The organism is uncultured Lutibacter sp. (assembly GCF_947493565.1).
GTDB classification, from domain to species: domain Bacteria; phylum Bacteroidota; class Bacteroidia; order Flavobacteriales; family Flavobacteriaceae; genus Lutibacter; species Lutibacter aestuarii.
This window is the reverse complement of sequence record NZ_CANLRG010000032.1, coordinates 1-260: the sequence shown is the minus strand read 5'-3', so window position 1 is coordinate 260 and position 260 is coordinate 1. Positions and strand designations below refer to the sequence as shown.

The 260-nt window shown below is 34.6% G+C and carries 1 pseudogene; it reads left to right on the top strand.

Features of this window, described 5'->3' with window-relative positions:
* Positions 1-260, top strand: a pseudogene (locus Q0714_RS14195) (hypothetical protein); the annotation flags it as partial.

The window sequence follows — 260 nt, the reverse complement described above, 5'->3', positions numbered from 1 at the left end:
AGTAAAAATGCATCAAGTAGTTATTCCACAACCTATAAGTTTTATACTTATGGAGAAGGTGTCGTAAATCACTTGCCATTTTCTCCTGAACTTGTAAAACCTGCTTTAAATACGGTAGTACAAACAACAACTGCTTCTTTAGAATGGACTGCAAGTGATGTGGATACTAATGACACATTAACATATGATGTTTATTTTGGAACTTCCAATCCTCCAATGGTAATGGAAGGCAATAATCAAGCTACAACCACCTTAAATGT